This window comes from Pseudomonas kermanshahensis (genome assembly GCF_014269205.2).
Taxonomy (GTDB): Bacteria; Pseudomonadota; Gammaproteobacteria; order Pseudomonadales; family Pseudomonadaceae; genus Aquipseudomonas; species Aquipseudomonas kermanshahensis.
In genome coordinates this window covers 4797427-4823832 of sequence record NZ_JABWRY020000001.1, presented here as the reverse complement: position 1 = coordinate 4823832, position 26406 = coordinate 4797427, and the positions used below count along the sequence as shown (strand labels likewise).

The 26406-nt window shown below is 62.8% G+C and carries 24 protein-coding genes; 10 read left to right on the top strand and 14 right to left on the bottom strand.

The features are described from left to right. Nucleotides 1-110 precede the first annotated feature (110 nt). Nucleotides 111-1085 (bottom strand): 2-hydroxyacid dehydrogenase, encoded by a 975-nt coding sequence (locus HU764_RS21605; protein ID WP_186677829.1) that lies wholly within the window; start codon nucleotides 1083-1085, stop codon nucleotides 111-113. Between the two features lie 202 nt (nucleotides 1086-1287). Continuing rightward, on the bottom strand, nucleotides 1288-2235 hold the full coding sequence (locus HU764_RS21600) for a LysR family transcriptional regulator (RefSeq protein ID WP_027595283.1): 948 nt from the start codon (nucleotides 2233-2235) through the stop codon (nucleotides 1288-1290). Between the two features lie 191 nt (nucleotides 2236-2426). Between HU764_RS21600 and HU764_RS21595 the strand changes: the two genes are divergently transcribed. The 4 genes from HU764_RS21595 to HU764_RS21580 are packed head-to-tail and all read left to right on the top strand — an operon-like array spanning nucleotide 2427 to nucleotide 7206. Continuing rightward, a complete protein-coding gene (locus HU764_RS21595; protein WP_186677826.1) occupies nucleotides 2427-3956 on the top strand; it encodes an efflux transporter outer membrane subunit in 1530 nt (509 codons plus the stop codon). Next, nucleotides 3953-6130: an FUSC family protein gene (locus tag HU764_RS21590; protein WP_186702491.1), complete on the top strand. Its 2178-nt coding sequence runs from the start codon at nucleotides 3953-3955 to the stop codon at nucleotides 6128-6130. The genes HU764_RS21595 and HU764_RS21590 overlap by 4 nt, the downstream gene beginning before the upstream one ends. A 4-nt stretch (nucleotides 6131-6134) precedes the next feature. Continuing rightward, nucleotides 6135-6335 carry a DUF1656 domain-containing protein gene (locus HU764_RS21585; protein ID WP_027595286.1) on the top strand — a complete coding sequence of 67 codons (201 nt, stop codon included), beginning with the start codon at nucleotides 6135-6137 and terminating at the stop codon, nucleotides 6333-6335. A gap of 10 nt (nucleotides 6336-6345) precedes the next feature. Then, nucleotides 6346-7206 (top strand): efflux RND transporter periplasmic adaptor subunit, encoded by an 861-nt coding sequence (locus HU764_RS21580; protein WP_186677821.1) that lies wholly within the window; start codon nucleotides 6346-6348, stop codon nucleotides 7204-7206. 42 nt (nucleotides 7207-7248) lie between these two features. Here the strand turns inward: HU764_RS21580 and HU764_RS21575 are convergent, their stop codons facing one another. The 3 genes from HU764_RS21575 to HU764_RS21565 all read right to left on the bottom strand — a co-directional run bounded on the left by HU764_RS21575 (nucleotide 7249) and on the right by HU764_RS21565 (nucleotide 8603). After that, nucleotides 7249-7743 carry a type II toxin-antitoxin system YhaV family toxin gene (locus tag HU764_RS21575; RefSeq protein ID WP_186702492.1) on the bottom strand — a complete coding sequence of 165 codons (495 nt, stop codon included), beginning with the start codon at nucleotides 7741-7743 and terminating at the stop codon, nucleotides 7249-7251. Continuing rightward, nucleotides 7740-8066: a type II toxin-antitoxin system PrlF family antitoxin gene (locus tag HU764_RS21570; RefSeq protein ID WP_027595289.1), complete on the bottom strand. Its 327-nt coding sequence runs from the start codon at nucleotides 8064-8066 to the stop codon at nucleotides 7740-7742. Before HU764_RS21570 ends, HU764_RS21575 begins: the two co-directional genes overlap by 4 nt. A gap of 90 nt (nucleotides 8067-8156) precedes the next feature. Beyond that, entirely contained in the window at nucleotides 8157-8603 is a 447-nt protein-coding gene (locus HU764_RS21565) for a universal stress protein (RefSeq protein WP_186677815.1), read from the bottom strand. A gap of 271 nt (nucleotides 8604-8874) precedes the next feature. Between HU764_RS21565 and HU764_RS21560 the strand changes: the two genes are divergently transcribed. The 4 genes from HU764_RS21560 to HU764_RS21545 all read left to right on the top strand — a co-directional run bounded on the left by HU764_RS21560 (nucleotide 8875) and on the right by HU764_RS21545 (nucleotide 13973). Next, nucleotides 8875-9780: a LysR family transcriptional regulator gene (locus tag HU764_RS21560; protein WP_027595291.1), complete on the top strand. Its 906-nt coding sequence runs from the start codon at nucleotides 8875-8877 to the stop codon at nucleotides 9778-9780. A 114-nt stretch (nucleotides 9781-9894) separates the two neighbouring features. Next, complete coding sequence (locus HU764_RS21555; RefSeq protein WP_186702493.1) at nucleotides 9895-11436, top strand: MFS transporter; 1542 nt, start codon at nucleotides 9895-9897, stop codon at nucleotides 11434-11436. Nucleotides 11437-11463: 27 nt separating this feature from the next. Then, complete coding sequence (locus HU764_RS21550) at nucleotides 11464-12525, top strand: HlyD family secretion protein (protein WP_186677812.1); 1062 nt, start codon at nucleotides 11464-11466, stop codon at nucleotides 12523-12525. Beyond that, a complete protein-coding gene (locus HU764_RS21545) occupies nucleotides 12522-13973 on the top strand; it encodes an efflux transporter outer membrane subunit (protein WP_186702494.1) in 1452 nt (483 codons plus the stop codon). The genes HU764_RS21550 and HU764_RS21545 overlap by 4 nt, the downstream gene beginning before the upstream one ends. Before the next feature lie 131 nt (nucleotides 13974-14104). Here the strand turns inward: HU764_RS21545 and HU764_RS21540 are convergent, their stop codons facing one another. Both HU764_RS21540 and HU764_RS21535 read right to left on the bottom strand, forming a co-directional pair. Then, a complete protein-coding gene (locus HU764_RS21540) occupies nucleotides 14105-14929 on the bottom strand; it encodes an SDR family oxidoreductase (protein WP_186702495.1) in 825 nt (274 codons plus the stop codon). A 151-nt stretch (nucleotides 14930-15080) separates the two neighbouring features. Beyond that, on the bottom strand, nucleotides 15081-15545 hold the full coding sequence (locus HU764_RS21535; protein ID WP_186677806.1) for a multidrug transporter: 465 nt from the start codon (nucleotides 15543-15545) through the stop codon (nucleotides 15081-15083). A gap of 170 nt (nucleotides 15546-15715) precedes the next feature. Between HU764_RS21535 and HU764_RS21530 the strand changes: the two genes are divergently transcribed. Both HU764_RS21530 and HU764_RS21525 read left to right on the top strand, forming a co-directional pair. Beyond that, on the top strand, nucleotides 15716-16501 hold the full coding sequence (locus HU764_RS21530) for a hypothetical protein (RefSeq protein ID WP_186677803.1): 786 nt from the start codon (nucleotides 15716-15718) through the stop codon (nucleotides 16499-16501). A gap of 265 nt (nucleotides 16502-16766) precedes the next feature. Continuing rightward, nucleotides 16767-17213: a hypothetical protein gene (locus HU764_RS21525; RefSeq protein ID WP_186702496.1), complete on the top strand. Its 447-nt coding sequence runs from the start codon at nucleotides 16767-16769 to the stop codon at nucleotides 17211-17213. 80 nt (nucleotides 17214-17293) lie between these two features. On the opposite strand, the gene HU764_RS21520 is transcribed toward HU764_RS21525, so the two are convergent. The 7 genes from HU764_RS21520 to algG form a co-directional block, all read right to left on the bottom strand. Next, nucleotides 17294-18748, bottom strand: a complete 1455-nt coding sequence (locus HU764_RS21520; protein WP_186677797.1) for a mannose-1-phosphate guanylyltransferase/mannose-6-phosphate isomerase — start codon at nucleotides 18746-18748, stop codon at nucleotides 17294-17296. Between the two features lie 37 nt (nucleotides 18749-18785). Then, nucleotides 18786-19433 carry an alginate O-acetyltransferase AlgF gene (locus HU764_RS21515; RefSeq protein WP_186702497.1) on the bottom strand — a complete coding sequence of 216 codons (648 nt, stop codon included), beginning with the start codon at nucleotides 19431-19433 and terminating at the stop codon, nucleotides 18786-18788. Nucleotides 19434-19453: 20 nt separating this feature from the next. Beyond that, a complete protein-coding gene (locus tag HU764_RS21510; RefSeq protein ID WP_186677792.1) occupies nucleotides 19454-20611 on the bottom strand; it encodes an alginate O-acetyltransferase in 1158 nt (385 codons plus the stop codon). Between the two features lie 11 nt (nucleotides 20612-20622). Beyond that, on the bottom strand, nucleotides 20623-22080 hold the full coding sequence (locus tag HU764_RS21505) for an MBOAT family O-acyltransferase (RefSeq protein WP_085273969.1): 1458 nt from the start codon (nucleotides 22078-22080) through the stop codon (nucleotides 20623-20625). 190 nt (nucleotides 22081-22270) lie between these two features. Continuing rightward, nucleotides 22271-23374, bottom strand: a complete 1104-nt coding sequence (locus HU764_RS21500; protein ID WP_186702498.1) for a mannuronate-specific alginate lyase — start codon at nucleotides 23372-23374, stop codon at nucleotides 22271-22273. 7 nt (nucleotides 23375-23381) lie between these two features. Further along, nucleotides 23382-24821, bottom strand: a complete 1440-nt coding sequence (locus HU764_RS21495) for an alginate O-acetyltransferase (RefSeq protein ID WP_085273970.1) — start codon at nucleotides 24819-24821, stop codon at nucleotides 23382-23384. A 13-nt stretch (nucleotides 24822-24834) separates the two neighbouring features. Continuing rightward, nucleotides 24835-26394, bottom strand: a complete 1560-nt coding sequence (algG, locus tag HU764_RS21490) for a mannuronan 5-epimerase AlgG (RefSeq protein WP_186702499.1) — start codon at nucleotides 26392-26394, stop codon at nucleotides 24835-24837. Nucleotides 26395-26406: the final 12 nt, after the last annotated feature.

Below are 26406 nucleotides of genomic sequence, written 5' to 3'. Positions count from 1 at the left end.
AATAAGCGAGTTGTTTCAGATTGCTCGCTTATCGCAAGGGGCGTGGGCAGAGGGCGCGCGCCATTCGCCAGTAGCTTTGCGAACGGCGCGATAAAAACAGTTGAAAACGCTTAGTGCTTCCACACCTGCGGGTTCACCAGATCCCGCGGCCGTTCACCCAGCAGCGCCGCACGCAGGTTGTCCATCGCCCGGTTGGCCATGGCCTCGCGGGTTTCTGCGGTGGCCGAGCCGATGTGCGGCAGGGTCAGGGCGTTGGGCAGTTTGAACAGTGGCGAATCGCTCAGCGGTTCCTTCTCGTACACATCCAGGCCGGCACCGCGAATGGTGCCGTTCTGCAGGGCTTCGATCAGTGCTGCTTCATCGACCACCGGGCCGCGGGCGATGTTGATGAGGAAGGCGCTTGGCTTCATCAGCTTCAGCTCCCGTGCACCGATCAGCTTGCGGGTGGCCTCCGACAACGGCACCACGATGCAGACGAAATCGGCTTCGGCCAGCAGTTGCTCCAGGCTGCGGAACTGCGCCCCCAGCTCTTGCTCCAGTGCAGCCTTGCGGCTGTTGCCGGTATAGATGACCGGCATGTTGAACCCGAACCGGCCGCGGCGGGCAACGGCGGCGCCGATGTTGCCCATGCCGACGATGCCCAAGGTCTTGCCGTGCACATCGCTGCCGAAGTGCGCCGGGCCGACGGTGGCTTGCCACTGGCCGGCCTTGGTCCAGGCATCCAGCTCGGCCGTGCGCCGGGCGCAGCCCATGATCAGCGAGAAGCCCAGGTCTGCGGTGCTTTCGGTGAGTACGTCGGGGGTGTTGGTCAGGGCGATGCCGCGTTCATTGAAGTAGTCGACGTCATAGTTGTCGTAGCCGACCGAGACGCTGGAGACCACTTCAAGCTTGGCCGCGCCTTCGAGTTGCGCACGGCCAAGCTTACGGCCGACGCCGATCAGGCCGTGGGCCTCGGGCAGGGCTTCGTTGAATTGGGCGTTGATGTCGCCGAGCTTGGGGTTCGGCAGGATCACGTTGAAGTCTTGTTGCAGGCGCTCGGCCATGGCCGGGGTGATGCGGCTGAAGGCCAGGACGGTCTTTTTCATCGGCAACTCTCTGCAAGGCTAGGGTGGACTGCCAGGCAGTTGACCGCGTTGCGGTCATTCGCAGCACAAGGCTGCTCCTACAAAGGTCGCTGTAGGAGCAGCCTTGTGCTGCGAATGGAGGGCATCGCCCTCCCATGGTCCTGGCGCTGGAAGCAATGGTTAGCAACCTACCATTGCTCCTCCCCTGAATGCAGCATGTTTCTCAGTTGGCGATCTGCACCTGATGGGTTTTCAGGTCTGCCTCATGCGCTGCCAGAATTTCCGGCAGCGAATTGCGCAGGTACTCGACCCAGGTCTTGATCTTGGCATCCAGGTACTGGCGCGACGGATAGATGGCGTACAGGTTCAGCTCTTGCAGCCGATACTCGGGCAGCACCCGCACCAGGCTGCCGTCACGCAGCCCGTCGATGGCCGAATAGATCGGCAGCACGCCCACGCCCATGCCACTGCGAATCGCGGTTTTCATGGCGTCGGCGGTGTTCACCTGGAACGGCGAGCTGGTGATGTTGACCATTTCCTGGCCTTCCGGGCCGTCGAACAGCCACTTCTCCAGCGGGATCACCGGGCTGACCATGCGCAGGCAGGCGTGCTTGAGCAGGTCGGCAGGCTTGTGTGCGATGCCGTTGCGCACGATGTAGTCGGGCGAGGCGCAGACGATGCTGTAGGTGATCCCCAAACGCTGTGACACGAAGCCCGAGTCCGGCAGCTCGGTGGCCAGCACGATGGACACGTCGTAGCCCTCATCGAGCAGGTCCGGCACGCGGTTGGCCATGGTCAGGTCGAAGGTCACGTCCGGGTGCGATTCACGGTAGCGGGCAATGGCATCGACCACGAAGTGTTGGCCCACCCCGGTCATGGAGTGAACCTTCAATTGCCCAGCCGGGCGGGCATGGGCGTCGCTGGCCTCGGCCTCGGCTTCTTCAACGTAGGTAAGAATCTGTTCGCAGCGCATCAGGTAGCGCTTGCCGGCCTCGGTCAGCGCGATGCGGCGGGTAGTACGGTTGAGCAGCCGAGTTTGCAGATGGGCTTCCAGATTGGAGACCGCCCGCGACACGTTCGCGGTGGTCGTATCCAGTTGCGCCGCAGCAGCCGTGAAGCTGCCAAGCTGGGCTACGCAACTGAAAGCACGCATATTTTGCAGGGTGTCCATGGGTCACTCTCAAGGTAGAGGACAAAATTGTGTCACGAAGTAACGACGAAGTTATTAAAAGATGCCTTCGACCAAAGGCTGATTATCGCGCGTTTGGTAACAAAGATTCGCAGGAATATGCGCTTATCGCCAGTCCTGCCGCCCCCTAGAATTGCCCGGCCCCTCCACCTCTTCCTCGGGAAATCGCAGCTGTGCCGCGTCGCATCATCAGAACGCTTCAAGTGTTCAGTGCCTGTGCCCTTACCCTCACCTTGAGCGGCTGTATCGGAACCTGGGGCATTGCCCCGCAAAGCAAGACATTACACGCCAATACCCTGACCACCGACGCGGCGATACGCGAAGCGGCCACCGACGCGCACTGGCCCGACCAGCAGTGGTGGCAGGCCTATCGCGACCCCCAGCTGAACCGCTGGGTCGCATTGGCCGTCGAGGGCAGCCCGAACCTGGCCATGGCCCTGGCGCGGGTGCGCGAGGCCAAGGCCATGGCCGGTGTGGTCGAGTCGGCAGAAAAGCTGCAAGCCAACGGCCAGGCCACACTCAAGCGCCACAACTGGCCCGAGGATCAGTTCTACGGCCCTGGCGCACTGTCGGGCGCCAATACCTGGGACAACAACGCCGCCATCGGCTTCAGCTATGCCCTCGACCTCTGGGGCCGCGAGCGCAATGCCAGCGAGCAGGCTGTGGACCAGGCGCACATGAGTGTGGCCGAGGCTCGCCAGGCGCAGCTCGAACTCCAGAACAACGTGGTGCGTGCCTATATCCAGCTAAGCCTGCACTTCGCCCAGCGCGATATCGTCAAGGCTGAACTCGAGCAGCAGGAGCAGATCCTGGCCCTGGCCAAGCGTCGGCTGGACGCAGGCATCGGCACCCATTTCGAAGTCAGCCAGGCCGAAGCGCCGCTGCCCGAAACCCATCGTCAGCTCGACAGCCTTGACGAAGAGATCGCCCTGACCCGCAACCAGCTTGCTGCGTTGGCCGGCAAGGGGCCAGGGGAGGGGGCGCAGATCCAGCGCCCGACCCTGACCCTTGGCGCCCCGCTCATGCTGCCATCGGCGCTGCCCGCCGAGCTGGTCGGCCAGCGCCCGGACGTGGTCGCCAGCCGTTGGCAGGTGGCCGCGCAAGCGCGTGGCATCGACGTCGCGCATGCCGGCTTCTTCCCCAATGTCGACCTGGTCGGCAGCCTCGGTTTCATGGCCACCGGCGGCGGCCCGCTGGAGTTTCTCACCGGGCGCAAGTTCAACTACAACGTCGGCCCGGCAATCAGCCTGCCGGTCTTCGACGGCGGCCGCCTGCGCTCGCAACTGGGCGTCGCTTCAGCGGGCTATGACATGGCCGTCGCGCGCTACAACCAGACCGTGGTCGGTGCATTGAAGAACATCTCCGACCAGTTGATCCGCCGCGAGTCGATGAAAGAGCAATCGCACTTTGCCGCCGAATCGGTCGCCGCCGCGCAAAAGACCTACGACATCGCCATGGTCGCCTTCCAGCGCGGCCTGACCGACTACCTCAACGTGCTCAACGCGCAGACCTTGCTGTTCCGTCAGCAGCAGGTACAGCAGCAGGTGCAGGCCGCCCGCCTGATCGCCCATGCCGAGCTGGTCACCGCCCTTGGGGGTGGCCTGCAAGCGGGCAAGGACGTGCCGGAGCAAGAGCGCCAGGCCGCACCGAAAACCCCGGCCACCCTGGCCATTTTCGACAAGCAGCCGGATAACGCCAAATGAGCACCTCAAGCCTGCCCGTGCGCTGGCTGCAGAGCCTGGAGTGGCGCCGGGGCTTCTTTGCCTGGGCGCGCACCGATGGCGTGACTTGGGTCTACATCTTCAAGGTGCTGGCCGCCGCCTTCATCACCCTGTGGCTGGCCATGCGCCTGGAACTGCCGCAGCCGCGCACGGCAATGATCACCGTGTTCATCGTCATGCAGCCGCAAAGCGGCCACGTGTTCGCCAAGAGTTTCTACCGGGTGCTCGGCACCCTGGCAGGCTCGGCGATGATGGTCGCGCTGATCGCCATTTTCCCGCAAAACACCGAGCTGTTCCTGCCCAGCCTGGCCCTGTGGGTCGGCCTGTGTTCGGCTGGCGCGATGCGCTACCGCACCTTCCGCGCCTATGGCTTCGTGCTGGCCGGCTACACCGCGGCGATGATCGGCTTGCCGGTACTGGAGCACCCCGACCAAGCCTTTATGGCGGCCGTGTGGCGGGTGCTGGAAATCGCCCTGGGGATTCTCGTTTCAACGTTCGTCAGCGCCGCGATCCTGCCGCAGTCGGCCAGCGCGGCCATGCGTAACGCCCTCTACCAGCGCTTCGGTGTGTTCGCTGGCGTCGTAGTCGAAGCTTTGCGTGGTGACAGCCAGCGCGACCGCTTTGAAAGCAGCAACGTGCGCTTCATCGCCGAGGCTGTTGGCCTGGAAAGCCTGCGTAATGTCACCGCCTTCGAAGACCCGCACATGCGCAGGCGCAGTGGCCGGTTGGTGCGCATGAACAGCGAGTTCATGGCCATCACCACGCGCTTCAATGCCCTGCACCGGCTGCTCGAACGCCTGCGCGCCCGTGGCCCGCTGCAGATCGTCAGCGCCATCGAGCCGGGCCTGGACACCTTGGTCGAACTGCTTCAGCCCTACGTGGGCCGCGCCTTGACCGATTCGGACGCGCTGCGTCTGACGCTTGAGCTGGCCGCCTACAAGGAGGGCCTGCAAGCCCAGGTGCGTGGCTTGCGCGCCGAGTACCAGCAAACCAACCCCAGCGACTCCGACCTGCTCGACTTCCACACCGCCTTCGAGCTGCTGTATCGCTTTGTCGACGAGATGTTCAGCTACGCCGAGACCCATGCCTCGCTGGCCGTGCACAAGCACGAGCGCGAGCAGTGGGACGAGCCCTATGTGGCGCAGACCAGCTGGCTGGTGTCGTTGGCTGCTGGCGTGCGCGCCTCGGCGGTGCTGTTGCTGCTGGGCAGTTACTGGTTGCTCAGCGACTGGCCCAGCGGCGCCATGATGACGCTGATCGCCACGGTCACGGTGGGCTTGTCGGCGGCCTCGCCCAACCCCAAGCGCATGTCGTTCCAGATGGCCTGCGGCACGGCGATCGGGGCCTTCGTCGGGTTCTTCGAAACCTTCTTCGTGTTCCCCTGGATCGACGGATTCCCGCTGCTGTGCATGGTCCTGGCACCGGTCTTCGTGCTGGGGGCATTCCTGTCTTCGCGGCCCGCGTATGCCGGTTACGGCATCGGTTTGCTGGTGTTTTTCGCCATCGGTTCGGTGCCCAACAACCTGACCGTCTACGACCCTTACACCTTCATCAACGACTACATCGGCATGGTCATCGGCATGTTCGTCTGCGCCGCGGCCGGGGCGATCATCCTGCCGCCCAACAGCCGCTGGCTGTGGAGCCGGCTGGAGCAGGAACTGCGTGAACAGGTGCTGTTCGCCATCAGTGGCCGCTTGCGCGGCTTGGGTTCGGCCTTCGAGAGCCGCACCCGTGACCTGCTGCACCAAGCCTATGGCCTGGCTGCCGGCAAGCCGAAGGTGCAGAGCGAGCTGATGGGCTGGATGTTCACCGTGCTGGAAATCGGCCACGCCATCATCGAGCTGCGCAAGGAACAGGCCCGCGCCCCGATCCACCCGGCCTACGCCGAGTCGCAGCCATGGCGCCAGGCCATCCGCGTCATGGGCCGCGCCCTGGCGCGTTTGTTCCTGCAGCCCAGCGCCAGCAACCACGAGCGCGCACTGGTGGCGGTGGACCATGCCATCAGCCGCGTGCAGGCCACCGACGAACCCTTCGCCCGGCACTTCGACACCTCTGTGCTGCGCCGCGCGCAAAGCTACTTGCACTTCATCCGTTCTTCCCTACTGGACCCACAGTCGCCGCTGGCACCGGCGAAAGGACTGCACCATGCCCCGTGAAATCATGCCTCGTGAAATCGCCTTCCATGGCGTGTACATGCCCACCATGACCTTGATGTTCCTGTTCGCCCTGGGCCTGGCCTGGGGCCTGGACCGCTTCATCGCCAGCCATGACGGCTACCGCTTTTTCTGGCACCCGGCGCTGCTGCGCCTGAGCCTGTTCGTCTGCCTTTTCGGCGCCCTCGCGCTGTCTGTCTACTGGTGAGAAACCTTCGATGAAAAAGTTCTTCAGCCTGATCGCCACCCTGCTGGTGCTGGTGGCCGCCGTGGCGATCGGCCGCCAGTTGTGGCTGCACTACATGACCACGCCCTGGACCCGCGACGGGCGTGTGCGTGCCGACATCATCAACGTCGCTGCCGACGTGCCCGGCTACGTGGTGGGTGTACCGGTCAAGGACAACCAGCGGGTGAAGAAGGGCGACCTGTTGATCCAGATCGACCCTGAGCACTACCAAATGGCCGTCGACCAGGCCAAGGCGCTGGTTGCCTCGCGCAAGGCCACCTGGGAAATGCGCAAGGTCAACGCCAAGCGCCGCGCCGACATGGACAACCTGGTGATCTCCAAAGAAAACCGCGACGACGCCAGCAACATCGCCAACTCGGCCCAGGCGGATTATCAACAGGCCCTGGCCGAACTGGCGGCCGCAGAGCTGAACCTCAAGCGCACGCACATCGTGGCCACGGTAGACGGTTATGTGACCAACCTGAACATCCACAAGGGCGACTATGCGCGCACCGGTGAGCCGGTGATGGCTGTGGTCGACGAGAACTCGTTTTGGGTTTATGGCTTCTTCGAAGAGACCAAGCTGCCGCACGTGAAGGTGGGTGACCAGGCCGAGCTGCAGATGATGAGCGGCGAGCGCATCAAAGGCCACGTAGAGAGCATTGCCCGCGGTATTTATGACCGCGACAACCCCCAGAGCCGCGAGCTGATCGCCGATGTGAACCCGACCTTCAACTGGGTGCGGTTGGCGCAGCGTGTGCCGGTGCGGATCCACATCGATGAAGTGCCGGAAGGGTTTTTGCTGGCGGCGGGGACGACGTGTACGGTGGTGGTGAAGCCTCGCGAGGAATGAATCCCGGTAGCGGCGCTCAGTCACACGCCAGTGAGAGCCGCACTAGGTGTTCAGTGAAGATTTAAATCTGTGTGTTGCCGCGCCTGCCTCTCGCAGTAACGCGTCCCAATCATCAGGAGGGTGGCCGGTGAGCAGCATCTTCTGGAAGACTTTGTAAGCATCGTCAGTGCGCTCGTAGGCCCGCTTGCTCGTCTCGTCATTTACCCATGCCAGCACGATTATCCTGCTGGGGGTGTGGTAGCGAAAGAACAGCCGGTATTGCTGAAAGAACTTCGCTCGAAACCAGTGCTTGTGGTCGCCTCCTAGCGCTGAACCTTGACGGTACTCAGGCTTGGTCGGGTCTTGCGGGATGACGTCAAACGCCAATCGTTTGATCGCGGCCAGCCGCTTGTACGCGTTCTTTTTCGTGTAGCCGATCGGGTCTTTCTGCAACTGTGCCGCGACTTGCTCACTGAGCGCGTCCAGTTCGGCTAAGAACAGCGGGTGAGCAAATACAGTCCATCCATGAATAGTTAAAGGCTTCCTCGCATCACTCATTCATCTTCCGCCGATAGAGGTTGATCCAGGTCGATCTCGGCGTCGCCCACGAGGCTGTCGAGGCGAGCGATGAGGTCAGCATCGACAACTTGCAGACGTTGCGGATGGGTGGCGATATCGTGGGCCAGAAAATTCAGGAACTGGCCTAGCACAGGGTCGTCTTCGGTTGCCTCTGCGCGGGTGAGTATCACCTCCCCGTCGGGTTGAATCGAGTAATGGATCTTGTCACGCTTTTTCAAACCCAGCGCGCGACGCACTGTTTCCGGTACGGTTGTCTGGTAACGATCGGTCAGGGTGGATTCAACTTCGAAGGTGGCGGCCATGGCCATATCCTTTGCATTGCAACAATGAATGCAAGGTAATGCGATTGCATTACGCGGTCAATGCAGTGCATTGGGGAGCTGATGAATGGTTCAGGCCGCGCCCACCAATACCGGCACTTCTACCCGGTCAATCACCTTCGCGCTGATCGAAGGATCCAGCAATCGCCCCAATCGTGACAGGTGGCGATGACCCATGATGATCAGTTCGCAACGCAGATCTTGCGCCTTGCTGACGATGGCCTCGACCGGCTGCCCGGCCACCATGCAGCCCTGGCTGGTGAAGCCGGCGTCCTGCAGCTCGCGCACGGCCTTGGCTACCGCGTGGTCGGCATGCTGTTGCTCCTCGCAGGCAGCGGGGTATTCCTCCAGTTCTTCGGCGGTGTAGGGCGCGGGTTGCTCGTGCACGGCGAAGGTGCTGTCGATGGCCAGCAGCACATGCAGCTCGTGTTCGGCGGGGCGGCAGTAGCGGCGGGCGAGGGTGAGCAGGGCAGCGGATGCGGGGGAGGCGTCGATGGCGATGAGGACCGGGGTGGGCATGGGAATCCTTGTAGAAGCTAAATGATGTGCTGGCTGTACCGGCCTTTTCGCGGGGCAAGCCCGCTCCCACAGGTACCGCAAAAACATCGGGCATTGCGGGGTACCTGTGGGAGTGGGCTTGCCCCGCGAAGAGGCCGGTACAGCCACTGCATCACTTATGGCCCAACCAACGCCCAGAATAAATGCCCCACCACGCACGACCTTATTGCGTCAGACGCAATCCTCCAACCTGCTACCATCGCCGTTCCCACAATCGCCACGGAAAACGGCCATGCAACTCCCGGACATGAACCTGCTCGTCGCCCTCGACGCCTTGCTTGACGAAGGCAGTGTGGTGGGCGCCGCGCAGCGCATGAACCTGAGCCCGGCCGCCATGAGCCGGACCCTGGGGCGCATTCGCGATGCCTTGGGCGACCCGATCCTGGTGCGCGCCGGCCGTGGCTTGGTGCCGACACCCCGTGCGCTGGCGCTGCGCGAGCAGGTGCATGGGCTGGTGGAGCAGGCCGGGCAGGTGTTCCGCAGCCGTGACGATGTCGACCTGGTCAACCTGGACCGGGCCTTCAACATCCGCACCAACGACCTGTTCATCGCCCTGTACGGCGCCCAGCTGTTGCGCATGATGCTGGCCCAGGCACCGCGTACGGTGCTGCGTTTCGTGCCCGAGGGCAGTGGCGACGATGATGCGGTGCTGCGCAACGGGCATATCGACTTGATCATCAGCTCGGCCGTCGAGCTGGGCCCGGAAATCAAGGTGCAGAGCCTGTTCAACACCTACTTCGTAGGCTTGGCGCGCGAGGGCCACCCGATCTTCGATGCCGAGATTACCCCTGAGCGGTTCGCCGCCTACCCGCAGATCAGCGTGTCGCGCCGGGGCAGAGCCAACGGGCCGATCGATGTGGCATTGGCCAACCACAAGGTCGAACGGCGGGTGGCGCTGATCACCACGAGCTTCCACTCGGCGATGTTTTCGCTGCCGGATTCGGACCTGATCCTGCCGATACCGGCCAACATCCTCAACAGTGTGCAGCGCTTGAAACTGCCCCTGCGCTCATTCGAGATCCCGGTGCCACTGGAGAAGGTCAACGTGATGCAGGCCTGGCACCCGCGGTTCGACAATGACCCGGCCCACCGCTGGCTGCGCCAAACGTTGAAGGTGTGCGGCAGCATCGACCCGTAACAGAGTCCGATTGCGTCTGGCGCAATATAAACCTGCCAACAAGTCAGTTTTCGTAAGCATTCGACCTTCTTAGACTTGCTCCAGCCCTGAAATTGTTGCTGGAGATGTATTCCCATGAGTTCCCTGACCGCGCCTTCTGCTGCGCTGGCTGCCGCCCCCGCGCCGGCCGCCCCCGTGCAGACGGCATTCGGCCTGCAGGTGGTGGTGGGGTTGTTTGGGGTGTTGCTGGCAGTACTCTGCGCTGGCCTCAACGAGGCGGTGACCAAGATTTCGCTGGCCGATATCCGCGGCGCCATGGGCATCGGGGCCGACGAAGGCGCCTGGCTGCTGGCCGCGTACAGCGCGGCTTCGGTGTCGGCGATGGCCTTTGCACCCTGGCTTGCCACGACCTTTTCCCTGCGCCGCTTCACCTTGTCTGCCATTGGCGTGTTCGCCGTGCTGGGCCTGCTGCAACCGTTCGCCCCCAACCTGCACAGCCTGATGCTGCTGCGGGTGCTGCAAGGCTTTGCCTCGGGCGCCTTGCCGCCGATGCTGATGAGCGTAGCGCTGCGTTTTCTGCCACCGGGCATCAAAGTGTATGGCCTGGCCTGCTATGCCCTGACCGCCACTTTCGGGCCGAACCTCGGCACACCGCTGGCGGGCCTGTGGACCGAGTACGTCGGCTGGCAGTGGGCTTTCTGGCAGATCATCCTGCCGTCGCTGCTGGCGATGTTCTGTGTCGGCTGGGGCCTGCCCCAGGACCCGTTGCGCCTGGAGCGCTTCAAACAGTTCGACTGGCGTGGCGTGCTGCTGGGCCTGCCTGCCATCAGTTGCATCGTCCTCGGCCTGTCGCTGGGTGACCGCTGGGGCTGGTTCGACTCGCCGCTGATCTGCTGGTTGCTGGGCGGCGGCCTGCTGTTGCTGGTGCTGTTCCTGTACAACGAGTGGTCCGAACCGCTGCCGTTTTTCCAGTTGCGCATGCTCTCGCGGCGCAACCTTAGCTTCGCCCTGGTGACCCTGGCCGGTGTGCTGATCGTGCTCTCCGGGGTGAGCAGCATTCCGTCGGCGTACCTGGCGCAGATCCAGGGCTACCGGCCGGCGCAGACCAGCCCGTTGATGATGCTGGTGGCCATGCCGCAACTCATCGCCCTGCCGCTGACCGCAGCGCTGTGCAACATCCGCGCGGTGGACTGCCGCTGGGTACTGGCGATGGGGCTCGGCATGCTGGCGCTGTCGTGCGTGGGCAGTAGCCTGCTGACCTCCGAGTGGATACGCGGCGACTTCTACCCGTTTTACCTGTTGCAGGTGTTCGGCCAGCCGATGGCCGTGCTGCCGCTGCTGATGCTCTCCACCAACGGCATGACCCCGCAGGAGGGCCCGTTCGCCTCGGCCTGGTTCAACACGGTCAAGGGGCTGTCGGCGGTGATTGCCGGCGGCTTGCTGGATGTCTTGGGCACTGTGCGCCGGCATTTCCATTCCAACCACCTGGTCGACAGCCTGGGCAATGCGCCGCTGATCGATGACAGCGTCGCCGGCCTTGCCCGGCGCATTCATGAACAGGCCCAGGTACTGACCTCGGCCGACCAGTACCTGGTGATGGCGTGCATCGCCGTCGCGTTGATCTGCCTGATTCCCTTTGTGCCTACCCGGATCTTCCCGCCGCGTGCGGTGGCTTGAGCCCGTGACTGAATTCGAGACTTAGAAATGACCAACAACCGCAAGACACTTTTCATCGGCTCGGTGCTCGCCGTGGCCGTGCTGGCCGGTATCGTCGGGCCTTGGATGCTGGGCAGCGATCACCGCCAGCGCACCAACGACGCCTATGTGATCGCCGATTACACCGTGGTCGCGCCCAAGGTCGCAGGCTTTATCAAAGAGGTACTGGTCGAGGACAACCAGCAAGTCACGGCAGGCCAGTTGCTCGCGACCCTCGATGCCCGCGACTACCAAGCCGCGCTCGACGCAGCCCAGGCGCAATTGCTGGTGGCCAAGGCGCAGAGTGCCGATGCCCGCGCCACGCTGGAGCGCCAAGCCGCCTTGATCGCCCAGGCCGAAGCCGCCGTGAAAGCCGCCCAGGCCGAAGCGGCGTTTGCCGATCATGAAGTCAACCGCTACAGCCGCCTGGCCGAGCAAGGTGCCGGCACTGTGCAGAACGCCCAGCAGGCGCGCAGCGGGGTCGACCAGGCCCGTGCGCGCCTGGCCAATACCCAGGCGGCGTTGGTGGCCGCACGCAAGCAGGTGGACATCCTCAGCGCCCAGGTGGCCAGCGCCGATGGCCAGCTCAAACGGGCCGAAGCGGGGCTGGAGAAAGCCCAGCTCGACCTGTCCTACACGCGCATCATCGCACCGGTGGACGGCATGGTCGGCGAGCGCGCCTTGCGTGTCGGCGCCTATGTCAATCCGGGGGCTCGGCTGTTGTCGGTGGTGCCGTTGCAGCAGGCCTATGTGGTCGGCAACTTCCAGGAAACCCAGCTGACCCATGTGCAGCCCGGCCAACCAGTCAGCATCAGTGTCGATACCTTCTCGGGCGAGCAACTGCATGGCCATGTCGAGAGCATCGCGCCGGCCACCGGTGTGACCTTCGCGGCGGTCAAGCCGGACAATGCCACCGGTAACTTCACCAAGGTGGTGCAGCGCATCCCCGTAAAGATCGTGTTCGATGACGGCCAGCCGCTGCTTGCACGGCTGCGCGTGGGCATGTCGGTGGAAGCCACCATCGATACCCGCGGCGACAAAATCGAAGGCAAAGAGGTGAGCGCGCGATGAAACCGGCCTTTCGCTTGAGCCCGGTGTTGCTGGCGTTGCTGATGGCCGGCTGTACCCTCGGGCCAGATTTCAAACGCCCGGACAGCCAGGCCCCGCAACAGTGGGCTGGGTTGCAAGGCGAGGCTGCGGCCAGTCAGCCGCAGGCCGAACCCCTGGAACTGCGCTGGTGGGAAAGCTTCCACGATGCCCGGCTCAGCGCGTTGATCCAGCGGGTCGCCGAACGCAACCTGGACTTGCAGATGGCCAGTGCGCGGTTGCTGCAAAGCCGTGCCTTGCGCAGTACGGTAGCAGCGGATGAAGCGCCCTCGGTCGATGTGAACGCAGGCTACAGCCGTGCTCGCAACAGCGCCGAAGGGCTGAGTGACCCCTCGGGCCACGCGGGCAAATCGGCATTCAACCTGTGGCAGGGTGACTTGGTCGCGGGGTGGGAGCTGGACCTCTGGGGCCGAGTACGCCGGCAAGTGGAGGCTGCCGATGCGACGGTGGAAGTGGCCGAGAACGACCGCCGTGGCGTGTTGTTGGCGCTGTTGTCGGAAACCGCCGGCAACTACATTCAGCTGCGTGCGGTGCAGCACACCCTGGACGTCACCCGTGACAACCTGAAGGTGGCGCAGCACAGCCTGAAGTTGTCCGAGAATCGCCAGGCCGAAGGGGTCGCCACCCGCCTCGACGTGGCCCAGGCCAGTGCCCAGGTCGCCTCCATCGAAGCCCGCCTGCCCAGCCTTGAGGCCAAGCGCGACGACCTGATCAATGCCCTCAGCCTGCTCGCGGCGGAGCCACCTCGCAGCCTTCAGGCACAGTTGCTCGAAGGGGGGGAACTGCCCGCGCCCCAGCAGCAGTTCGCCATTGGCCTGCCGTCGGAGTTGGCCGAGCGCCGCCCGGACATTCGCCAGGCCGAGGCGCGCCTGCATGCGGCCACCGCCAGTATCGGCGTGGCCAAGGCCGACTTCTACCCGAGCATTCGGCTGTCGGGCAGCCTGGGTTTCCAGGCCATGCAGCTGTCTGACGTCGGCGGCTGGGACTCGCGCCGCTTCGCTTTTGGCCCGCAACTGTCACTGCCGATTTTTGAAGGTGGGCGGCTCAAAGGCACGCTGGAACTGCGTGAGGCGCAGCAGCAGGAAGCCGCGCTCAACTACCGCAAGGTGGTGCTCGGTGCCTGGCATGAAATCGACGATGTGCTGCGCCTTTATAACGCCAGCCAATTGCGTCGCGATCATTTGGCCGAGGCGGTGCGGCAGAACCGTATCGCCTTGGAGACTGCCCAGCGCCAGTATGTGGAAGGGGCGGTGGACTTTCTCAATGTGCTGACCGTGCAAGGTGCGTTGCTGGCCAGTGAAGAGCAGTGGATCGACAGCTCGGCGGCGGTTTCCCAGGCGTTGGTGGGGCTGTACAAGGCGCTGGGAGGGGGGTGGCAGGCGTTTGATACACAGCCTGCGAACAAGGTTTGATAGGTGTTGTGGCTGTACCGGCCTCTTCGCGGGTAAACCCGCTCCCACAGGTACCGTACAGATTTTGAGCACTGTGCAGTACCTGTAGGAGCGGGTTTACCCGCGAAGAGGCCAGTACTGCCAAGCATCAATCAAAGCGGCCGCAGCAACCCAAACCGCTTGCGCAACACCCAGTCCAGCAAGCGCCGCGGCAACAGCCTGGCAATCAGCGGCAACGCCGTGCTGCCATTACCCAGCCTGACCACCGCAGGCACCGCCGTTTTGCGCGTAGCGGCCAACACCCCTTGGGCAAACACCGCCGCTGGCGTCGGCCGGTCCTGCGATGCCCGCGCCCGTGCCTGGACATATTCGCGCAGTGGCCACCACGGCGAATCCACAGCCAACACCTGATCGGCCTGGCGCTGGGCATTGCTGGCGAACTGCGAAGCGATCGCCCCCGGCTGCACTTCCATCAGCCGAATGCCAAACGGCGCCAGCTCCAGGCGTAGTGCATCGCTCAGGGCGTTGACGGCAGCCTTCGACGCGCAGTAGGCCCCAGCGAACGGCGTGACCAGCACCCCAGAAACGCTGCCGATATTCACCACCAGCCCACGCGCGCGGCGCAGCAGCGGGAACAACGCGCGGGTCACGCCGACCACGGCGAAAACGTTGGTTTCGAATTGCTGGCGCATGGCGTCCACACCCCCGTCGAGCAATGGGCCCATGGCACCGTAGCCGGCGTTGTTGATCAGCATGTCGAGGCGCCCGTGGCTTGCCTCCAGCTCCTCGGCCAGTTGGGTCAGGGCTTGGCCATCATTGACGTCCAGTTGCCGGGCGGTGAAACCAGCGGCGGCTAAATGCGCGACGTCCTCAGGTTTGCGGGCGGTGGCCCAGACTTCATGGCCGGCATCGCGGAAGGCGTCGGCCAGGGCGCGGCCGATGCCGCTGGAACAACCGGTGATCAGGACGGTGGGCATGGGAGATGGCCTTGAGTCGGGTAAGTTTGTGTTGCCTGTAGTGGCCTCTTCGCGGGCAAGCCCGCTCCCACAGGTACTGCACAGCGCTCAAAATCTGGGCGGTACCTGTGGGAGCGGGCTTGCCCGCGAAAGGGCCCGACCAGGCGACAGATCAATTGGCAAATGTACCCTGCAGATGCTCAGCCCGAAACTCCAGCGTCTGCGGCCGATAGCCAGAGCGCAGTGGCGGCAAGGGCAGGCAATCCTTCCACTCGGCACCGGGCTGCAGCTCACCTGGCCCCCGGTAACGCGGCGCGCTGTAAGTGTTTTCGGCCAGGTTGACAGTATCCCCCGGCGCATACGCCCCCACCCGCCAACGCAGTTCGGTCAGCGGAGCCTTGTTGCCGTTCTTCATGTGAACCTGCAGCGCCCGGTCGGCGGGGCATTGGTCCGGGGCATAGTTCAGGCGCAAGTCCAGGCGTGCCAGTTGCGCGGCTTCGCGGCTGTCTTGCCAGGCCACGAACAGGGCGACCAGGCCGATGCCGCAGACGGCGGCCAGGGATATCGGCAACGCCTTCGCTGGGTAACGCAGCAGCAGTACCAGCCAGGTGAGAATTAGCACGGCGCCGATGATCATGGAGACAACCTTGATTGCACTGATCTGGCCATCCTAGCATTTCTGCCAGTACCGCCGTAGCCGCCCTCACCCTAATCTGAAAGCGCGTTAAAACTGGCTGCCTTCGTTGGCATCTGTGTGACAGGCAGCTTGTTACCACTCATTAAAATCATCAGCTTTCGGAGTCAATCATGAGCGTACTTAATACCCAAACCGGCAACGCATCTGGTGCGATGACTGCCACCCTGCCAACAGGCGAGCAATTCATTGCTCAAGACGTCTGGTTCGACCCGCTCGGCGGTGTGCTGGGTATCCGCAACCCCGCGCAGGGCGTTGAAGAATTCATCTACATTGGCTTCCCGTTGGACATCAAGGATGGCGATCATACCCTCGGTGAGGGCGGCACATCGGCCTACTTGGGGAGTGACGTATCAGGCCCTGCGCACAGTGGCGTGATACAAAGCCTGGTATGGAACCGGGAGGAGTGTGGGGTCGCGGGTAAGTTTGATTTCAAAGGCAAAGATGAATATGCGCGTGACTTTCAAGTCTCAAAGGGTGTGTTTGATATTGCCTATGAAAAGCCCGCCTCTGCGCTGCAGCGCAACACCGCAAGTGCTGCCTCTGCGGTCATCGTTCCCGCACTGAAAAATAATACCAAGTTCAACGCTAATGAACAGGGTTACAACGGTGACCGTGAGCGCCCGACGTTTGTCGCGGTCAAGCAGTCCATTGGCCTTGAGGGCGGCTTGCTGGCCCTGGGGGCGGTGTTCCTTCTGGAGTACGATCAAAACAACCAACCTTCGGTCAAGCGCGCCTTTGCCAGCGTTAATCACGGCTTGATTATGGCTGACGATTACGCCATTACCCAGTTGGCGTGGGCGCCAGGTAGAGCCTTGTCCTTCGCCTTCACGCTTGCATTCCACTACAACGCTCAGCCTTTCACATTTCAGGAAGGCCATGTCGACCTGAAGCTGTAAAACAGCAAAACGGTCATCCAAAAGCCCCACCTCTTTGCAAGAGGCGGGGCTGGCTTCGCATTACGGTGCGAGGGTCTTCAGGAAACGCACGCTGAACCGGAAGAAAATGGCACTGCGCAGGTGTTTTGGGACTGGGTAAAGGGGTGTTCCACCTAGCATTTTTGCCAGTTGCGCGTTAGTGGCAAAGGCCTAGAGTACAGCAGTGTTTGTGATGTTGAGCCTAATTTTTATTAATCCGCGTGAGGCGTCATGAGGAGCGGTGGCTATGGATTTAAATACCTTTGCAAACGCAAAAGCTAAAGCGAACCTAGTGAAACTTGAACCGCTTCCGAGAAGTGAGCGCGGCCGGATAAATGCTTATTTTAATGGTAGGTTGGCAGCGTTTACTGGTCAATTTTATTGGGGTTATCAGGATATCAATAATGACAGGGTACTTGCCGGTGACGTGGTGTTGGAGTCAGGTCGTAAAGATATATTTGCTATAAATTTTCCACTGGACCTTGAAGGACCTGACCACGCTATTGGCGAGTACGATAGTGGGCTGCCATGGGTTTATCTGATGTCGACCTCTGTGTCAACTACGGGTAGGATCTGGTCGTTTAAGTGGGAGCGGGAAATAATAATTCAGGGTGCTTTTGAATGCCAGCTCGAGGGTTTCGAATCGATCGCTGTGACAGGTGGAACTTTTTACATGAATTGTCCGACCCTCTAACGTTTATCCACGTAGTGTGAAGAACGGTGCTGAGTACGTAGCGCCTCACGCGTTAGTTCAATGTGAGGCGCTACGTTCGTTTACTGCGCGATGGTTTTCACCGAAACCCCACGCTCGACCGGCGTGGAAGTGCGCCCATACACATCTTCGAAGCGCTCGATGTCATCTTCGCCCAGGTAGCTGCCGGACTGCACTTCGATGATCTCCAGCGGGATCTTGCCCGGGTTGCGCAGGCGGTGCACCGAGGCGATCGGGATGTAGGTCGACTGGTTCTCGGTGAGCAGGAACACGTTTTCGTCGCAGGTCACCTCGGCGGTGCCGGACACCACGATCCAGTGCTCGGCGCGGTGGTGGTGCATCTGCAGCGACAGGCTGGCGCCTGGCTTGACAGTGATGTGCTTGACCTGGAAGCGGCCGCCCATGTCCACCGAATCGTACGAGCCCCATGGGCGGTACACTTCCAGGTGGTTCTGGGTCTCGCTGCGGCCTTGCTCGTCGAGGGTCTTGACCATCTGCTTGACGCCTTGGACCTTGTCCTTGTGGGCAATCATCATGGCGTCCTTGGTCTCGACCACGACGATGTTCTCAAGGCCGATCACCGACACCAGCTTGCCGTTGCCGTGGATCATGCAATTGCGGCTGTCCTGCACCACCACATCGCCCTTGGTGACGTTGCCGTTGTCGTCCTTCTCGTGCACATCCCACAGCGACGACCAGCAGCCCACGTCGCTCCAGCCGGCCGACATCGGCACCACGCAGGCGCGTTGGGTCTTTTCCATCACCGCGTAGTCGATGGAATTGTCCGGGCAGCAGGCGAAGGTGGCTTCGTCGATGTTCAGCACATCGCCGTCTGCCTGACTGCGCTCCAGGGCCAGCACGCAGGTGTCATAGATGTCGGCGTCGTGTTTTTTCAGCTCTTCGAGGAAGCGGCTGGCGCGGAACAGGAACATGCCGCTGTTCCAGAAGTAGCCCCCGGCCTTGACGAACTCGGCGGCGCGTTTCTCGTCGGGTTTTTCAACGAATTGCGCCACCCGCGCCACACCTTCGGGCAGCAGTGCGTCCTGGCTGGAGCGGATGTAGCCATAGCCGGTCTCGGGTTTGGTCGCCGGCACGCCGAACAGCACCATCTCGCCACGCTCGGCGGCCACGGTGGCCAGGGCCAGGGCGCGCTGCAGGGCTTTCTGATCGTCGATCACGTGGTCGGCGGGCAGCACCAGCATCAGGTCGTCGCGGCCTTCGCTGACCAGTTTCATCGCGGTCATCGCAACGGCAGGGGCGGTGTTGCGGCCAAACGGTTCCATCAGGATGCCCTGGGTTTTCAGCTTCAGTGCCGAGAGCTGTTCCTGAACGATGAACGTGTGGTCCTTGTTGCAGACCACGATCGGCGCGTCCATACCTTCGAACACCAGGCGCTGGAGGGTTTGCTGGAACAGCGTGTGCTCACCGGTCAGGGCCAGGAACTGCTTGGGGAACTGCTTGCGCGACAGAGGCCACAGACGCGAACCGCTACCACCAGAAAGAATTACCGGGATCATGATGTTTCTCCAATAAGGTCGTTAATGAGGCAGGGGATCAGTTAGTGGACACTGGGCGGGTAACCCAGACCGGCGACAGGCTGCTGCCGGAACCGGTGACGTACAGCACGGCGGCTTCGCCGCGCTCCAGGGCGACGGGTTTGACGTCGCTGACTTTCTTGTCGCCGGCATACAGGGCGAGGTTGACCTTGACCGGGTTGATCTCACGCTCGCCACGGCCTTTGGCGGCGACCGGCGTGACTACTTCGGTCTTGCCATCGGCGGTCTTCAGGGTCAGCGACTGGTCGCTGAGGTTCTGTACGCGTACCAGGGCTTTCTGCTTGTTCTTGAACGGTGGCTCTTCGATCAGTTGCGGGTTGCCGCTGCTGCTGTTGACCAGGGTGTAGTACTTGTCGGAGGCCAGCTTGACCGGCACGCTCTTGCCGCCCACCTGGGCGGTGTAGTCACCGCCTGGGAGGAAGCTGAAATCGCTGCTGGCCTGGGCGCCGACCTGCTTGATCTGGGTGTTGCCGACCGAGGCGGCGGCAGGTGCGTTGGCGGCGTTGTACAGGCGCACGAAGGTTGAACCTTTCGGTGCAGTCGGGCCGTACAACGCGGCGTCGGCACCGGCGAAGGCCTGCATCGAAGCAAGGGACAGGCCTGCTGCGAGGGTGAGGGCTTTGGCAATGGAAGTCTTGGTAGTCATGTGCATTTCCTCTCTTTCGATCAGTGGTTCGTCCGGGTGGACGACAGGGCCAGGTTTTCTTCGGATTTACGGGAGTTCTTCAGCTGGGCGATCCACTGCGGATCGAAGCTGCTGAGGTCGTTTTTCATGGGCAGATAACGTTCGGGGAATTCCCACACCACCACTTGTGGCGCGGCATTTTTGAAGGCATCGCTTTGCAGGTACTTGAGCATCGGCAACAGTGGGCCGTGGCCGTCTTCGGCGTAGTTGGCGACGTCGCTGCGCAAGGCTTGCTGCAAGGCGCCGAGGAAGTTCCAGTGCGGGTTGGCGCTGTAGCTGGTGCCGACCAGTGCGACCGGGATCTGGCTGTCGGCGAACAGCGCGTCGCCCGCATCGCCAGCGGCTTCGGCTGGGCGCGTGGTGCGTTGCTGCAGGTTGTCCGGGCTCGGCAGCAGGTTGCTGAACAGCGGGTCGAGTGGCAGGAAGTTGGTCAGGTCGCCTTTGTAGGGCGCCGTATTACCGGCTTCGGTGATGAAGGTTTGCGGGTCGCCATTGAGCAGGCTCTGGCGGCTGACCGCTTCGGCCAAGGCTTGCGCGGCGACTTCCGCGCCCATCGGCGTCCAGTGCGTGTCGGTACGCAGGAACACCTGGCCGCGGGCCTTGGCCTGCTCCATGGGCGCCATCAGGTCTGGGGCGAACACGTTGGCCTGGCGGGCTTGGGCATGGAAGCGGTTGTACAGGTCGTCGTGCAGGCTGGCGGGCAGCTCCTTGCCGACGTATTCGGAATAGACCCGCGCCTTGGCCGGCACGATTGCCAGCACCAGCTGGCTGCCGTGTTGTTGCAGGGTGTCGCGCACGCCACGGATCAGCGCCAGGTTTTCCTGCATCAGTTGCTCGGCACCGGCGGTGGGTTTGAACTCTTCATCGCTGAACAGCCACTGGTCACGACCCAGCACCACGCCCGGGCGGCCTTCGTTGAACAGCTTGAAGTCCAGCGCCGCCCAAAGGTTGGTGCCCAGGCGTTTGATCGGGAACTGCTCGTCGTAGTGGGTCTCGGCAGCCTTGGCCAGCTTGCCGTTGAGCAGGGTCATCTGCGCGGTGCGCTGGAAGCTTTCCAGGCCGCCGGTGGACCAGGCGCCCATGCCGACCAGCAGGCCGAGGAACGTCAGCGAATAGGTAATGCGTAATGTCCGGGTCATGGTCATCAACCTCAGAACTGGAAGTAAAGGAACGGCGAGTAGCTCTGCGCCGAAAGCTTGAGGATCGAGGCCACGAACAGCAGCAGGACCAGGGCGCGGGTCATCACCCGAGTCCAGTCCAGGCCGATCGAGCCGTCGGCGTTGACCTGCACCGGGGTTGCCTTGGGTGTCGGCTTGGCATTGCGGTAGAAGTCGCGCAGGCCGAAGAACGCCAGGGTGAGGTAGGCGATGACCAAGGTGGCCACTTGCAAGCCGGTCAGTTGGGCGCGGTTGAGCTCCGACAGCTGCCATTCACCAAAGCTGAACATAGCGGCGTACATGCGCCCGGCCACGTGCAGGTTCTCGGCACGGAAGATCACCCAGCCGACCACGACCAGCAGGAAGGTGAAGGCCCACTTGACCGGGTTGAAACGCTGCGGGTTGGTGTCGATGCCCAGCGCCCGCTCGATCGCCAGCCACATACCGTGCCAGGCGCCCCAGAGGATGTAGGTGAAGTTGGCGCCGTGCCACAGCCCGCCCAGCAGCATGGTCAGGAACAGGTTGCGGTAGGTGTTGAAGGTGCCTTTGCGGTTGCCGCCCAGGGTGATGTACAGGTAGTCACGCAGCCAGGTCGACAGGCTGATGTGCCAGCGGCGCCAGAACTCGGTGATCGACTGGCTGATGTAGGGCTGCTTGAAGTTCTCCATGAAGCGGAAGCCCATCATCAGGCCCAGGCCGATGGCCATGTCGCTGTAGCCGCTGAAGTCGAAGTACAGCTGCGCGGTGTAGGCCAGGGCGCCCAGCCAGGCATCGCCGGTGGTCGGGTTCTGCAGGGCGAAACAGTGGTCGGCCACCACCGCCAAGGTGTCGGCGATGAACACTTTCTTGATGAAGCCCTGCATGAAGCGGGTGCAGCCTTCGGAGAACTTGTCCAGGGTGTGGGTGCGGTTGTTGAACTGGTCGACCAGGTCTTTGAAGCGCAGCACGGGGCCGGCGATCAGGTGCGGGAAGATCGCCACGAATGCCGCGAAGTCGATCAGGTTGCGGGTGGCCGGGGTGTCGCCGCGGTACACGTCGATGATGTAGCTGATCGACTCGAAGATGTAGAACGAGATACCGATCGGCAGCAGCACGTGGGTGAGGATGAACGGCTCCAGGCCGAACGAGGTGATGATCGCATTGAGGCTGTCGACGCCGAAGTTGGCGTATTTGAAGTAGCCAAGGATGGCCAGGTCGACGCCCACGCCCAGCAGCAGCCAGCGCTGGGCCGGTTTGGTACGCACGCCGGCGGCGCCGACTTTCAGGCCGATCCAGTAGTTCCACAGGGTCACGCCAGCGAACAGGGCGAGGAAGTCCACCCGCCACCAGGCATAGAAGATGTAGCTGGCGATCAGCAGCAGCAGGTTGCGATAGCGTTGCCCGCTCAGGTAGTACAGGCCGAGAAAGATCGGCAAGAACAGGAACAGGAACACGTTGGACGAGAAGACCATCCCGGTTCTCCTAATTTGTTCACAGCATCCAGGGCAAAACGCCCCCCAAACCCCCCACGCAATGTGGCGGGCTACCTAGATCCCTGTAGGAGCTGGCTTGCCTGCGATGCAAGGCGAAGCCTTGCCCAGCGATAGTCAGGGGCCGCTTCGCGGCCCATCGCCGGCAAGCCGGCTCCCACAGGGTTTTGCGTTATTTCTTCGAAGCCGCGCTCGGGTCATAGACCCGGGTCAGGTTGCCGCCGAGCCTGAAGCTGTCGAACGGCTGCATGCCGTGCTTGCGCTGCAGGGTGTCGCCGACGCACTGGTACAGCGCGCACCAGGGCTCGAGCCAGGCGTACTTGCTGTCGACCTTGAGGTCTTTCATGTCCTGTTTTGCACCGGCGCGTTCAGCGAAGTGGCGCGGGTCACGGGCGCCGGCCAGCACGCCTTCGCCCAGGCGCTGCAGGGCGAAGTTGTTCTCGCTGCGCAGGTCCACGCCATTGACCTTGGCGAAGCTGGCGATCATCGCCAGCGGTGGCAGGGCATAGTTGTGGTAAGCCAGGGCGCGCTGCTTGCGCTTGATTTCGTTGGGCAGGAAGCCTTGGTCGTCGATCTGGTTGGCGCCGACCTTGTATTCCTTCACGGCCCAGTCGAACAGGTCGCGACGGTCGGTGGCCACGGCGGTGGCCATCACCGACCAGGCCGCCCAGTAGCTGTGGTTGTTGATCTTCTCCAGCGGCAGGTCGCTCCAGTCGCGCACGGTCTGCTCGGCCAGGCGGGCGAACCAACGCTCGATCTGCTCGGCCTCGGCCTGGTGCGCGGCCAGGGGCTGCGCGTTAGAGAACTTCAGGCGCAGCCACGATCCGCTCATGCTGCCCAGTGCCCATTTGCGCATCGACTTGCCGGTGTGGTTGTAGTCGGTGGACAGCAGGGCGTCGGCCCGCGCCCAGGTTTCGAGCCAGGCCAGTGTGCAGTCGAGCTGCGCTGGGCGGCCGTCACGCATGTACTGGCCGACCATCTTGCTGACGCCTTTCTCCAGCGTGGTGATGTCGGCCGTGGAGTCGCGGAAGGCTTTTTCCGAGGCCACATTGAGGGTCGCCCGGGCCTTGTCGGAGCCTTCGTACTTGCTGCGAAACTGCAGCGCGCCGGTGTATGGCTTGGGGGCAGGTTCGCAGCGGAACTTGCCATCGCTGGTCTTGAGCTTTTCGATCCCCTCGTAGTAACCCAGGGGCGGTACCAGCGCGGCGTGCGCGGCGCCGCCGAACAGGGCCAGGCTGAGCAGGGCGGGGCTGATGAGTCGCTTGAATGGGGTCATGGTCGCCTCACTGGCCGGCTTGCGCGGTTTGCGCAGGCACGGCGAAGTTGTTGCGTTTGCAGAGTTTGGCCTCGACCTTCTGGGTGCCTTTCTCCGGCCCCTGGACTTCGAAGGCCAACAGGTTCTGGCTGGCCCAGTCTTCGTCTTCGCGCATCTGGAAGACGAAGCGGCCGTCGGTGTCGGAGGTTTCCGGTTTCTCCAGCTTAATGTCCTCGTGGCGGCCGTTGAGGTACCAGAGGGTGGCCTGCAGCACCTTCACCGAAGGGTCTTCGAACTTGACGTCCATCTGCAGGTTGCGGTTGATCAGGTCTTTGATCACACCGCCCTTGCCGTTGACCATCAGCTCGTTCTTGCCGGGCTTGAGCGTGGTGCTGGCGCTCATCAGCGCCGGGCGTGCGTCACAGCCATCGTCGAGCAGGCCGAGGATTTGCCGCCAGATGGTTTCCTGGTCCAGGCGATACAGCGGGGAGAACTCCCAGATCAGAATCTTCGGCGGGTTTTTCTGGAACTCTTCGCTGCCCAGGTACTGGATCATCGAGCCTTCCAGGCCACCGCCAGGGAAGGCGACGTTGAGCACGTCGGCGCCGATGTACTGTTCGAGGAAGCCCGAGAAGTTGTAGTTCTTGCCGCTGTGGCTGGTACCGACCAAGGTGATCTGCGCGTTGCCGCCATCGCCGAAGAGGTCGTCGCCGCCGCTCGCGCCTTTTGGCTCGGTGGCGAACTGGTCCATGTACTGCACGGCGTAGCTGGTGCCGCAGAGCTGGCCGGCGACGTTGTGCAGGGTGCCGGTCTTGCCCATGCGCCCGGACTTCTTGGTTTCGAATTCCTTGCGTGGGATGCCTTCGAAGGCCGGCATGTGGTGCACGGTGTCGGCCACGATCTTGGCGGCGCGCTCGGCGCCATACGGCGTCCAGTGCTGATCACCGCGGAAGTAGAAGTCTTTGCCCTGGTCGGCGGCGGCCAGTTGCTCGTTGGTCAGCGGCGACAGGTCGGGCACGTTGTAGCCCATCTTGCTGAAGCGCTGGAGCATGGCCTGGTAGTTGCCCAGGGCCTTCTGGTAGTCGAAGGCGGCTTTTTCTTCCGGCTTGAGCATGTTGCGGTTCACCAGGCCACGGGTCGGCTGGTAGACCACGACCAGTTCTACGCCGCGCTTTTTGAACGCGTCGTGCACCTGCTGCAGGCGTTTGTAGCCGGCGGGGGTGGTGTTGAACTCGGTACGCAGGTCCTCGCGGGTACGGAACAGCCAGTCGCCCTGGGCCTGTACCAGCGTGGTGAAGTTCTGCTGGTAGCGGGTGGTGTAGCGGCTGGCGTCGTGCGCCTCGGGGCACAGTTGGCAGCAGGGTTCGGCGCTGAACGTCGGGGCTTTCACCTCGTCGGCGCGCACGCCCTGGCTGATCGCCAGAAGGGCGGCGGACAGGCCCAGCAGTTTCATCAGGTGTGGAGTCATGGTCTGGGCTTCCTTAATCGATCATTTCGGTCTGGCGTTCGACCGGGTCGATCAGCACAGCCTTTTGCTGGCGCACCAGCAGGTCGAGGATTTCGTCCTGGCGCTCGCCGAGGATGCCGTTGAGGCTGATGCCGTTGGCCTTGCGCGGTGCGAGCATCGACACCTTGTACAACTCGACCGACAGCGGCGAGTCGATCGACAGCGGCCCGGAGCCGTTGGCCGCCAGCTCACCGCCCACCACGATCAGCGAGACTTTGGTATCGAACGGGTCGAGGGCGATGTCGCGGTCGGTGTCGGACAAGTCCTTGATGTGCCCGTAGACACCCACCAGGCCATTGGCCATGGCGACGTTTTCGTACAGGCGGATGTTCACGCTGTTGCGCACGCGGATGCCGTGGCGGCGGTTGTTGATCAGCTTGTTGCCCCAGATCAGGTTGTCGCCGCTTTCGTACAAGGTGATGCCGTCGGTGTGGTTGCGGTAGATCTCGTTGTAGGCGATCAGGTTGTTGACGCTGTTACGGTCGATCACCACGCCCGAGAGCTTGTTGTCGTAGCTCTTGTTGTTGATGATCCAGCTGTCGTTGACCTCACGCGAGACGATGATCCCGTGCTTTTTCTTGGTGCCGTACACCGTGTTGCCGGCGATGATCAGGCGGTGCGAACGGTCGTGCGGGTCGATGCCGTAGACGATGTTGTCGCGGTAGGTGTTGTCCTTGACCACGAAGTCCTGCGTCTCGTAGCAGTAGAAGCCGTACCACATGTCGCTGAATTCCGAGCCGATGATCCAGCCGGTCGGCTCCGGGCGGCCCATGCGCTTGGCCATGTTCGGCGTGTACTGCGAGATGCTCACACCGTACGACTTGGACTTGGCGTAGCCGAAGCTGGCCATCTTGGTGTTGACGATGTAGGTCTCGGTGCCGCCCCACGACAGGAGGAACGGGCGGAATTCCTTGGGCGAGCGGAAGGTCGCCGGGCCGTTGTCCTTCTCGCGCCAGCCGGTGACCTGGGTGTCGCTGACGAACAGCTTGCCGTCGTTGACCAGAAACGCGCCGCCCTCCTGGGACAGGCGCAGTTGCTTGACCTTGCCGTTGATTTCGAGGATGCCCTTCTGCCCGACCACGATTGGCAGGCGCGCCAGGTACACCCCTGGCTCGACTTCGCTGAGGTACTGCTTGGGTACCTTTTTGCTCAGCTCGATCAAGTCGACATGGCCGTCATCGACGAAGATCGCCTGGGGGATGCCGTGCTGGCGTTGCACCCATTCGGCGGCCTTGTTGTCGCCACCGATGAACTCCTTCAGCGACTCTTCCTGCAGCATGCGGCGCACGCTGACTTTGCCTTTGTGGCGGCGGTCGATCTTGTTCTGCACGGCCTCGGCAGTGAAGCCGCTGAGGTCGGGCAGTTTCGGTGGGTCCATGTGCAGCGGCTCGGTGGGCGCGCTGGACACGGTGTAGGTCTTGGCCTGCTGCAGTTCCTTGGCGATCACCGTGGGTTCTGCGGCGACGGCAAGGCCTGAGGCCAGCAGCAAGGCGCTGGCCAGGAGGCTGTGACGTAGGTGCGGGTGAAGGGGCATGACAAGAAATCC

Bases quoted from the DNA above. Each gene is read 5' to 3' on its own strand.
- HU764_RS21605 (WP_186677829.1), bottom strand. From the start codon at position 1,085: ATGAAAAAGACCGTCCTGGCCTTCAGCCGCATCACCCCGGCCATGGCC.
- HU764_RS21600 (WP_027595283.1), bottom strand. From the start codon at position 2,235: ATGGACACCCTGCAAAATATGCGTGCTTTCAGTTGCGTAGCCCAGCTT.
- HU764_RS21590 (WP_186702491.1), top strand. From the start codon at position 3,953: ATGAGCACCTCAAGCCTGCCCGTGCGCTGGCTGCAGAGCCTGGAGTGG.
- HU764_RS21585 (WP_027595286.1), top strand. From the start codon at position 6,135: ATGCCTCGTGAAATCGCCTTCCATGGCGTGTACATGCCCACCATGACC.
- HU764_RS21580 (WP_186677821.1), top strand. From the start codon at position 6,346: ATGAAAAAGTTCTTCAGCCTGATCGCCACCCTGCTGGTGCTGGTGGCC.
- HU764_RS21575 (WP_186702492.1), bottom strand. From the start codon at position 7,743: ATGAGTGATGCGAGGAAGCCTTTAACTATTCATGGATGGACTGTATTT.
- HU764_RS21570 (WP_027595289.1), bottom strand. From the start codon at position 8,066: ATGGCCGCCACCTTCGAAGTTGAATCCACCCTGACCGATCGTTACCAG.
- HU764_RS21565 (WP_186677815.1), bottom strand. From the start codon at position 8,603: ATGCCCACCCCGGTCCTCATCGCCATCGACGCCTCCCCCGCATCCGCT.
- HU764_RS21560 (WP_027595291.1), top strand. From the start codon at position 8,875: ATGCAACTCCCGGACATGAACCTGCTCGTCGCCCTCGACGCCTTGCTT.
- HU764_RS21555 (WP_186702493.1), top strand. From the start codon at position 9,895: ATGAGTTCCCTGACCGCGCCTTCTGCTGCGCTGGCTGCCGCCCCCGCG.
- HU764_RS21550 (WP_186677812.1), top strand. From the start codon at position 11,464: ATGACCAACAACCGCAAGACACTTTTCATCGGCTCGGTGCTCGCCGTG.
- HU764_RS21545 (WP_186702494.1), top strand. From the start codon at position 12,522: ATGAAACCGGCCTTTCGCTTGAGCCCGGTGTTGCTGGCGTTGCTGATG.
- HU764_RS21540 (WP_186702495.1), bottom strand. From the start codon at position 14,929: ATGCCCACCGTCCTGATCACCGGTTGTTCCAGCGGCATCGGCCGCGCC.
- HU764_RS21535 (WP_186677806.1), bottom strand. From the start codon at position 15,545: ATGATCATCGGCGCCGTGCTAATTCTCACCTGGCTGGTACTGCTGCTG.
- HU764_RS21530 (WP_186677803.1), top strand. From the start codon at position 15,716: ATGAGCGTACTTAATACCCAAACCGGCAACGCATCTGGTGCGATGACT.
- HU764_RS21525 (WP_186702496.1), top strand. From the start codon at position 16,767: ATGGATTTAAATACCTTTGCAAACGCAAAAGCTAAAGCGAACCTAGTG.
- HU764_RS21520 (WP_186677797.1), bottom strand. From the start codon at position 18,748: ATGATCCCGGTAATTCTTTCTGGTGGTAGCGGTTCGCGTCTGTGGCCT.
- HU764_RS21515 (WP_186702497.1), bottom strand. From the start codon at position 19,433: ATGACTACCAAGACTTCCATTGCCAAAGCCCTCACCCTCGCAGCAGGC.
- HU764_RS21510 (WP_186677792.1), bottom strand. From the start codon at position 20,611: ATGACCCGGACATTACGCATTACCTATTCGCTGACGTTCCTCGGCCTG.
- HU764_RS21505 (WP_085273969.1), bottom strand. From the start codon at position 22,080: ATGGTCTTCTCGTCCAACGTGTTCCTGTTCCTGTTCTTGCCGATCTTT.
- HU764_RS21500 (WP_186702498.1), bottom strand. From the start codon at position 23,374: ATGACCCCATTCAAGCGACTCATCAGCCCCGCCCTGCTCAGCCTGGCC.
- HU764_RS21495 (WP_085273970.1), bottom strand. From the start codon at position 24,821: ATGACTCCACACCTGATGAAACTGCTGGGCCTGTCCGCCGCCCTTCTG.
- algG (WP_186702499.1), bottom strand. From the start codon at position 26,394: ATGCCCCTTCACCCGCACCTACGTCACAGCCTCCTGGCCAGCGCCTTG.